At 49.1% G+C, this 9,012-nt stretch carries 7 protein-coding genes and 1 tRNA gene; all 8 read left to right on the forward strand.

The features are described from left to right. Positions 1 to 160: 160 nt before the first annotated feature. Positions 161 to 1,255 (forward strand): undecaprenyldiphospho-muramoylpentapeptide beta-N-acetylglucosaminyltransferase, encoded by a 1,095-nt coding sequence (murG, locus tag QMD03_07480; protein ID MDI6777064.1) that lies wholly within the window; start codon positions 161 to 163, stop codon positions 1,253 to 1,255. Then, positions 1,231 to 2,688 carry a UDP-N-acetylmuramate--L-alanine ligase gene (gene murC, locus QMD03_07485; protein MDI6777065.1) on the forward strand — a complete coding sequence of 486 codons (1,458 nt, stop codon included), beginning with the start codon at positions 1,231 to 1,233 and terminating at the stop codon, positions 2,686 to 2,688. Before murG ends, murC begins: the two co-directional genes overlap by 25 nt. Further along, on the forward strand, positions 2,628 to 3,644 hold the full coding sequence (gene murB, locus QMD03_07490) for a UDP-N-acetylmuramate dehydrogenase (protein MDI6777066.1): 1,017 nt from the start codon (positions 2,628 to 2,630) through the stop codon (positions 3,642 to 3,644). The genes murC and murB overlap by 61 nt, the downstream gene beginning before the upstream one ends. Continuing rightward, a complete protein-coding gene (locus tag QMD03_07495; GenBank protein MDI6777067.1) occupies positions 3,641 to 4,489 on the forward strand; it encodes an FtsQ-type POTRA domain-containing protein in 849 nt (282 codons plus the stop codon). Before murB ends, QMD03_07495 begins: the two co-directional genes overlap by 4 nt. 193 nt (positions 4,490 to 4,682) lie before the next feature. Further along, positions 4,683 to 5,906: a cell division protein FtsA gene (gene ftsA, locus QMD03_07500; protein MDI6777068.1), complete on the forward strand. Its 1,224-nt coding sequence runs from the start codon at positions 4,683 to 4,685 to the stop codon at positions 5,904 to 5,906. Positions 5,907 to 5,922: 16 nt separating this feature from the next. Then, a complete protein-coding gene (ftsZ, locus tag QMD03_07505) occupies positions 5,923 to 7,062 on the forward strand; it encodes a cell division protein FtsZ (GenBank protein ID MDI6777069.1) in 1,140 nt (379 codons plus the stop codon). A gap of 56 nt (positions 7,063 to 7,118) precedes the next feature. Beyond that, positions 7,119 to 8,813, forward strand: a complete 1,695-nt coding sequence (locus QMD03_07510) for a radical SAM protein (protein MDI6777070.1) — start codon at positions 7,119 to 7,121, stop codon at positions 8,811 to 8,813. 113 nt (positions 8,814 to 8,926) lie between these two features. Beyond that, positions 8,927 to 9,001, forward strand: a tRNA-Val gene (locus tag QMD03_07515). Positions 9,002 to 9,012 lie beyond the last annotated feature (11 nt).

The following is a 9,012-nucleotide window of genomic DNA, read 5'->3' on the forward strand; positions in this document are numbered from 1 at the left end:
GTCTCTCGCGGCGGTGGGGATTCTCCTGAATATCTCTTCCTACCGGAAGAGTAAGTCGTAAGTCGTAAGTCGTAAGTCATATGTCGTAAGTCGTATGACATAAGACATATGACGTATGACGTATGTCATATGACGTAAGGGTAAGGGGTCGGGGGACGTTGTGAAGGTTATTATCGCAGGGGGAGGAACGGGAGGCCACCTTTTCCCCGGGATCGCCATCGCGGAGGAGTTCCAAAGGAGAGAACAAAAAAATATTGTTCTGTTCATTGGGACTGACAGAGGGTTGGAAAAGAATGTTCTAAGAGATCTTGGATTTCCCTTGCGTATCCTTGATGTGGGGGGGCTCAAGGGGAAAGGACTTCTCGAAAGGGGGAGTTCCCTGCTTAAGATTCCCCGGAGTTTGCTGCGATCTTTCAAGATTATCCGTGAGTTCCGTCCCGACATCGTCATTGGTGTAGGTGGTTATGTGTCCGGACCTGCTGTGATCACGGCCCATTTTATGGGTATCAAAACAGCCGTGGCAGAACAAAACGTCCTGCCGGGAATTACTAACAGGATCTTAGGAAGGTTTGTGGATAAGGTGTTCTTAACCTTTTCAGAGACAAGAAAGTGGTTTCCGGAAAGAAAGGCCCTCGTTACCGGAAATCCTATCAGGGCAGCGTTTTTTTCCAGGATCACGGATCAGGAAGGAGGGGTCGAGAAGGGAAGGATAGAGAACTTTACAATTCTTATCTTTGGCGGGAGCCAGGGTGCACATGCCATCAACATGGCTCTCATCAATGCTATAGAACATTTAAAAGAGATGAGAGAGCGACTGAGGATCATACACCAGACGGGGTATAATGACCTGGAGGAGGTGTCAAAGGTTTACCGGGTTAAGGGGATTAAGGCAGAGGTTTTACCCTTTATCATGGATATGGCTTCGGCTTTCAGAAGGGCAGATTTACTGATTTGCAGGGCAGGGGCGACAACAGTTGCCGAAATCACGGCAATGGGAAAGGCAGCCATCCTGATACCCTTCCCCTTTGCCGTGGGTGATCACCAGACGAGAAACGCTGAAGTCCTCGTGAAGACTGGAGCGGCGGAAATGATCCCGGAAAAAGAAGTTGAAGGCAAACGCCTGGCCGAGGTCATCCGGCGGTTTTACCGCCAGCCGGAGATGATCAGGGAGATGGAGATAAAGTCGGCCGGTCTGGGCAATATCAGAGCGGCGGCGGATATTGTGGATGCATGTATGGCGATGGTAAAAGGCTGAACCAGACGGCAGGGGCGATTATGGCCAACGATAGAATAATAGGCATGCGCAGAAGGGTGAAAGGCATCCATTTTGTGGGGATAGGTGGTATCGGTATGAGCGGCATTGCGGAGGTGCTCCTCAACCTTGGCTATGCAATTAGCGGATCGGACCTCAACCCCTCCGATATTACTCAGCGACTGGCATCTCTCGGTGTTAGGATTTTCAGTGGTCATCACGCCTCCAATATCGGTGATACAGATGTGGTTGTCCAATCAACCGCTGTAAAGGCCGATAATCCCGAGGTATTAGAGGCGCAGAGGAGAAATATTCCGGTCATACCACGGGCAGAGATGCTTGCCGAGCTTTTGAAGATGAAGTTTTCCATCGCTGTATCGGGAAGTCACGGAAAAACAACAACCACCTCCATGGTGGCTACCGTCCTTGCCCATGGCGGGCTTGATCCCACCATGGTGATCGGCGGGAAACTGGCCAGTATCGGCAGTAATGCAAAAATGGGAGAAGGGGCGATTATTGTGGCGGAGGCCGACGAAAGTGACGGTTCTTTTCTCAAGTTATCTCCCTCCCTCGCCGTGATTACCAATATTGACCTCGAGCATCTTGATTATTACCGGGACATGGGAGAGATCAAGGAGGCCTTCCTCCAGTTTGCCAATAGTGTCCCCTTTTACGGTTCCACAATACTCTGTGCCGACGATGAGCATGTTAGAGATATACTTCCCAAGATAAAAAGAAGAACAATTACTTACGGCCTTGGCCCGCCATCGGACTATCGGGCAGTGGATATATCGTTTGCCGGCTTCTCTACCCATTTTTCCCTTTATCACAGGGAGGATTTTCTGGGAGACGTGATATTGAATGTTCCCGGTCTGTTCAACGTTTACAATGCCCTCGCGGTGATTGCCGTGGCCTGTGAACTCGAGATGGAATTTTCAACTATCAGAGAAGGACTTAAGAGCTTCGTTGGAGTTCATCGCCGGCTGGAGGTCAAGGGAAAGGTCAGGGGGATCACCGTGATTGATGATTACGGCCATCATCCGACCGAAATCAGGGAAACCCTTGCCGCAACAAGACAGGTGTGGAAGGAAAAGATTGTCACGGTATTTCAACCCCACCGCTATACCCGGACAAAGGCCCTCTTTCATGAATTTCTCACAGCCTTTTCCGACACTGATACCCTCATCGTAACCGATATCTACCCGGCCGGTGAAGAAGCGATAGAGGGCATAAATGCCTTCAGTCTCTGTGAGGGCATCCGAAAATGTGGTCACAGAGACGTCATGTATATGTCAGGTTTCGACGAGATTGTTGACCATTTGCTTTTAATCGCCAAGCCCTCGGATACCATCATCACCCTCGGTGCAGGAAATGTGTGGAAGATCGGGGAAGAGTTTCTGAGGAGGGCAGCGGAGGAATCAGGGGACAGGGATTAGGGGTCAGGGAGAGGGAAACGGGGAGCTGGATGATAAAAGGTGCACTGTTCCAAGAAGAATTGAAAAACATGACCCCCGGCACGGTTCTCTTCGATGAACCAACGGATCGCTACACCTCAATCGGTGTTGGTGGTAGGGCTGACGTTATGGTTTTCCCGCAGAGTGCAGAGGAGCTTATACGGGTAGTTTCTTATCTAAAGGACTGTCAGGTATCTTTTATTCCTGTTGGTAACTGGACAAATCTAATCGTGAAGGATGGAGGTTATAGGGGCGCCATCATCTGCCTGAAAGGCCTTCATGAGATCAGTGTTAAGGCGAGAGAAAACGATATGGTCTCCATTTATGCAGAGGCAGGGGTTGCCCTGAGTGAAATCGTCAACCTTTCTGTCAATGGGGCTTTTACCGGTATCGAATTCTGTGCCGGCATCCCCGGGAGCGTGGGGGGGGGTATCAGGATGAATGCTGGCGCCTACGGAAGCGAGATCAAGGATATAGTGGAATGGGTCAACCTGTTGAACAAGGGGGGGAAAATCCTTAAGGTTAAGAGAGATGATCTCGATTTTGCATACAGGAACCTTGACCTACCAGAGGGATCAATCATTACCGGTGCCTCGTTTCTCCTGAGGAGGGGAACAGGGGAGGTGATACGGGAAAGAATTACCGAGATCCTCAGTTTGCGGAAGAAAAAACACCCCCTTGAGTATCGTAGCGCCGGTTCCATATTTAAGAATCCCCCGAATATTCCCGCAGGCCAGATCATTGATGAAATTGGCCTCAAGGGTGCCCGGATAGGCGATGCAATGATATCGGAAAGACACGGAAACTTCATTGTCAACCTGGGACATGCAGAGGCAGGTGATATCCTTGCCCTGATTGAGATGGTAAAGAAGAGGGTTTTAAAGGAAAGGGGGATTGCCCTCGAGGCCGAGGTCATGATCATTGGGGAGGATGGGTGAAGAAGTCTTGGAAAACAAAATGGTTAACAAGGAGAAACAGACTTAAGAGACGTTCGGGGAATATATTCCGGGAAGTTTTTAAGGTCTTCTTTCTGCTCAGTGCCATTCTTACGATCACGATGATAATGATCTTCGGGTACAATTATACAATCAGTTCCCCCTATTTTCAGATCAGGGAGACCGCTGTCAGGGGTTGTAAGGAACTTACGGAAAAAGACATCCTGTTACTGGCCGCCATTAAACCAGCGCAGAATATCTTAACTGTCAATATGAATACTATCACCCGAAGGATCTCGACGAATCCCTGGGTCAGGGATGTCTCCATAGGTAGGGAGCTTCCTGACCGACTGGTGATTGAGGTTCGGGAGAGAACTCCCGTTGCCTTAATCCAGGGGGACAGTGGTTTCTACCTTATGGATCTTGATGGCGTTGCCTTTAAGAGACTGGAAGCGGGTGATGAAGCCGATCTTCCCGTGCTGACCGGATGTGCCAGCGGCAAAAAGACGAACCCGGAACTTATTAAAAAATCCCTTAAACTTTTACGTTATCTCGCCACATCGAGAGATTTTCCAACCATAGACCGTATTTCTGAAGTCCACGGAAGTGAGATTTCTGGGCTTTCTCTTTTTACCAATGACGGTATGAGCCTCCAGCTCGGTTTTGACAGTTATGAAAATAAATTAAAACGCCTGATTCCCGTCATGGCCGATCTTACCAGGAAAAATCTAAGAGGGGGTTTTTTACGCATTGATCTTAGTGATCCTGTTAAAATTACCGTTCAGAGGAGAAATATAGCAGGTTCCATAAAACCTGTAAGGGCAGAGAAACAATACAGAACGTTATAGTCATGGTAAGAGTGTTTAGCTATCAGCCTTCAGGTTTTCAGCAAAAACAAAAAGCTACCAGGGGTTACTGATCGGTGATAGCTGATCGCTTACGAGTCGTGACAGGAGAGCTTTGCAAAGCTCTCGACAGGAAACAGTGGTAAGGGGTTACTATTTGCTGACCTCTCTCATGAGGGAAAGGGCAGGTGGATAGATGGCTAAGAAAGGAAATGTCGTCGTTGGATTAGATATAGGAACCACAAAGACGTGTGCCGTTGTCGGTGAAATCAAGGATACGGGTATTGATATTATCGGCATAGGCTCTCACCCCTCAGAAGGATTGAGGAAAGGTGTCGTGGTCAATATCGAAAGCACAGTGGATACCATCAAAAAGGCGGTGGAAGAAGCTGAACATGTATCTGGGTGCGAGATCAGTTCCGTTTACGCCGGCATTGCAGGAGGTCACATCAAGGGTCAGAATAGTCTCGGTATCGTTGCTGTCAAGGGCCGTGAGGTTGATGAAAACGATGTCCAGAGGGCTATCGAAGAGTCGAAGGCCATCGCCATTCCCCTCGATAGAGAGATACTCCATACCTTGCCCCAACATTACATCGTTGATGACCAGGGCGGTATCAGAGACCCTGTCGGGATGTCCGGTGTGCGACTGGAGGCAAAAGTTCACATCGTCACTGGCTCTATTACCTCTATAGAGAATGTGGTGAAATCTATCGTCCGTGTGGGATTGGATATAAATGACATTGTTCTGGAACAGCTTGCAGCGAGCGAGGCTGTTCTCAGTCCCGATGAAAAGGATTTAGGCGTGGCCCTGTTAGATGTCGGTGGTGGAATCACAAATATCGTGGTCTTCACTGAAGGCAGCATAAAGCATACGGCCGTCTTGCTGGGCGGGGGTAACTATCTTACGAGCGATATCTCTACCGGCCTGAGGACACCCCTTACGGAGGCGGAAAAGATAAAAATAAAATACGGCTGTGCATACATCCCGTTGATACGGAAAGATGAAACCATCGAGGTCCCCAGTGTAGGTGGGAGGGAACCGAGAGAGGTCTCCCGCCAGATACTCGGAAGGATTGTCGAACCTCGTATGGAGGAGATTCTCAATATGGCTTACAGAGAAATCATCAGGTCAGGTTGCGAAGACCACCTGGCGGCAGGTGTTGTTTTGACGGGGGGAACGGCTATCTTAGAGGGGATCACGGAGCTGGCAGAACAGGTCTTTAATATGCCTGTCAGGAGAGGATATCCCACAGGCATAGGAGGACTGACGGATGTCGTGAAGAGTCCTATGTACGCAACAGGTGTGGGCCTCGTTATTTATGGAAGCAGAAATGTACCCAGAGACGTATTTAAAAGGGGTGGGGAAGGGTTCGGTAACATGGTGAAAAAGATGAAAAAATGGTTATTGGAATTCTTTTAGAAGAAGGAGGGGAACTATGTTTGAATTATCTGATCAGGGTAGTACAAACCCGGCAAAGATTAAAGTGATTGGTATTGGGGGAGGGGGAGGAAATGCCGTAAATACTATGGTATCATACAACCTCAGAGGTGTTGAATTAATTGCGGCCAACACAGATGCCCAGGCCCTCTCAGCATCTATCTCGCCGATCAAGATTCAGTTAGGTGCAGGAGGTTTGGGAGCAGGTTCAGATCCTGAGGTGGGTAAAATGGCGGCCATTGAAAGTAAGGACATATTGAGGAAACACATCGAAGGGGCAGATATGGTTTTTATTACCGCTGGCCTGGGCGGCGGTACAGGAACCGGAGGCGCGCCAGTTTTAGCAGAAATCGCCAGGGAGGTGGGAGCGCTTACCGTTGCCATTGTCACAAAACCTTTTCAGTTTGAAGGCAAGAAACGCAGCATGCAGGCGGAAGAGGGTATTGCTGAGTTGAGGAAGGTAGTTGATACCCTGATCGTTATTCCCAATCAGAGACTCCTCAGTCTGGGTGGGAGGAACATCTCGTTATTAGATGCCTTCAAGAAGGCGGATGACATCCTGCATCATGCCGTGAAGGGAGTCTCTGATTTGATTACCGTACCGGGGTTGATCAACCATGACTTTACCGATGTCAAGAAAGTGATGTCCGGGATGGGACTGGCCATTATAGGCACCGGTATTGCAGGGGGAGAAAACCGGGCCGCGGAGGCTGCACAGAAAGCAATCTCCTCTCCCCTCCTGGAGGATAACACCATTCAAGGCGCCCATGGTGTCCTTCTGAACATTACAGGAGGGCCAGATATATCACTTTACGAGATCAATGAGGCATCTTCCCTGATCCATGCTGAAGCTCATGAGGATGCGAATATCATCTTTGGAACCGTTATTGATGAAGGTATGGGAGATGAGATACGCATCACAGTGATCGCCACCGGTTTTGAAGATAATGGAAAGAAGAAACGAATCAGTGTCTCGCATCTTGAAGGCTATCGTCGGGATGATCTCTCCATGCCTACCTACCTCAGGCAGGGAAAACTCATTGATGATAATTTCAATACGGTCAAGCTGGATGTGTCTGATGACGACGATAATCAGGATCTCGAAATTCCCACATTTCTGAGAAGGCAGGCGGATTAAAAAATAGTCGTATGTCGTATGTCAAAAGACGTATGACTGATGACTGATGACTGATAATGTCCTGGGCGCTCAAAAAAAAATACCATGATCTCTTAGCCCGTGAAGATGGATACCAAAAAAAGGTCTGGGGAGATGCCTTAACAGTTTGTCTCGCCTACCCGAATTTATATCGGACAGGGATGTCCAACCTCGGGTTCCAGACCATCTATGCCCTTTTGAACCGTCACCCCTCCTTTCTCTGTGAAAGGGTTTTCCTTCCCGATCCTGGGGACGAAGCAGAATTCACCTCAAGATCGTCCCCCCTTTTCAGTTTGGAGTCGCAGAGACCTCTTGCCGACTTTGACATCGTCGCCTTTTCCCTCTCTTTTGAAAACGACTATCCCAACATATTAAAGATCCTGGATATGGGAAGAGTTACCCTCGATGCCAAGCAGAGAAGGGAAACAGAACCGTTCGTTATCGGGGGAGGTATATCCGTCACTCTGAATCCTGAACCTCTGGCCGATATTTTTGACCTTTTTTTACTGGGCGAAGGGGAAGAGGTCATTCCCGAGTTTCTTCATACCTTTGAGGTATCACGCCGTCGTGGTCTGCCGAGGGATGAGGTCCTTTTCCGCGTGCAAAAAGAGATCAGGGGAGCCTATGTACCAAAATGTTACCGGGTAACCTACAGAACAGACCATCTCATAGAGAGCATTGAACCTGTTGATCTTTCATTTCCCGAGAAGATAGAGAAAAGATGGATTACGGACATCAACACCTTTACGACCGAGCAATGCATCACCGCCCCGGATGCAGAATTTGGAGGGATGTTCCTTACAGAGGTGAGCAGGGGCTGCCAGCGTGGATGTCGTTTCTGCGCGGCGGGATTTGTGTGCAGGCCGGCAAGATTCAGGGATGTAAGCACCCTTAAGCCATCGTTCGTCCGGGGGATTGAGAAACAGGAGAAGGTTGGTTTACTCGGCGCGGCAGTATCAGATCATCCCGATCTGCTTTCCCTTTGCCGGTCTATCCTGGAGCGAAAAGGCGAGGTAGCCATCGGGTCCCTGAGATTGGACAGACTAAACCACGAGATTGCCGCCTTGCTTGAGGAAACTGGAGTGAAAACTGTATCCCTGGCCCCGGAAGCAGGCACCCAGCGCTTGAGGGATGTGATCCACAAGGGGATTACGGATGTCCATATCTTTGATGCCGTTGAATTATTGTTAGAACATGGTATTGCCAATATCAGGCTTTACTTTATGGTGGGACTGCCGACCGAAACGGATGAGGATATCGAGGCCGTCATCCATCTGGCCAAAAAGATCAAGTACCATGCCATGAGCCATTCTGCAGGGAGAAGGCGGTTCAAACGCATTACCCTCAGCATCAATCAATTCATCCCTAAGCCGGCAACGCCTTTTCAATGGCAACCCCTTGAAGATGTCAATACTGTGAGAAGAAGGATTAGAAGAATCACCAGTGCCCTCGGCCGGGAATCAACGATCAAGGTGGTACATGATCTCCCGAAATGGAGCTACATTCAGGCCCTGTTGTCCCTCGGTGACAGACTGGTGGGCAGAATTCTTTTTTCGGTCCACAGGCATAACGGCAACTGGTCCCGGGCATTTAAAGAGGTCAATGTGAATCCAGATTTTTATGTTTATCGCCAAAAGGGTCTTGATGAAATCCTGCCCTGGGATTTTATTGATCACGGGATCGACAGGCAGTTGCTCGTCAATGAATACAGGAAGGTGTTATTGCCGCATTGAATGGTTCTCTTTGATCTGTATAAGACCCCCTCCTGCTGAGATTCTTCCATGCCCCAGGTATTTTTCTCTTGAAAAAGAGCCTCCTTTGAGATATAGGTAACCCTGACCTGACCGGGCGGTTAACTCAGCGGGAGAGTGCTACCTTCACACGGTAGAAGTCACTGGTTCAATCCCAGTACCGCCCACCATTTCCTCTTTA

The sequence above is a fragment of the Syntrophales bacterium genome (genome assembly GCA_030018935.1).
Lineage (GTDB): Bacteria > Desulfobacterota > Syntrophia > Syntrophales > CG2-30-49-12 > CG2-30-49-12.

Bases quoted from the DNA above. Each gene is read 5' to 3' on its own strand.
- ftsZ (MDI6777069.1), top strand. From the start codon at position 5,923: ATGTTTGAATTATCTGATCAGGGTAGTACAAACCCGGCAAAGATTAAA.
- QMD03_07510 (MDI6777070.1), top strand. From the start codon at position 7,119: ATGTCCTGGGCGCTCAAAAAAAAATACCATGATCTCTTAGCCCGTGAA.
- ftsA (MDI6777068.1), top strand. From the start codon at position 4,683: ATGGCTAAGAAAGGAAATGTCGTCGTTGGATTAGATATAGGAACCACA.
- murC (MDI6777065.1), top strand. From the start codon at position 1,231: ATGTATGGCGATGGTAAAAGGCTGAACCAGACGGCAGGGGCGATTATG.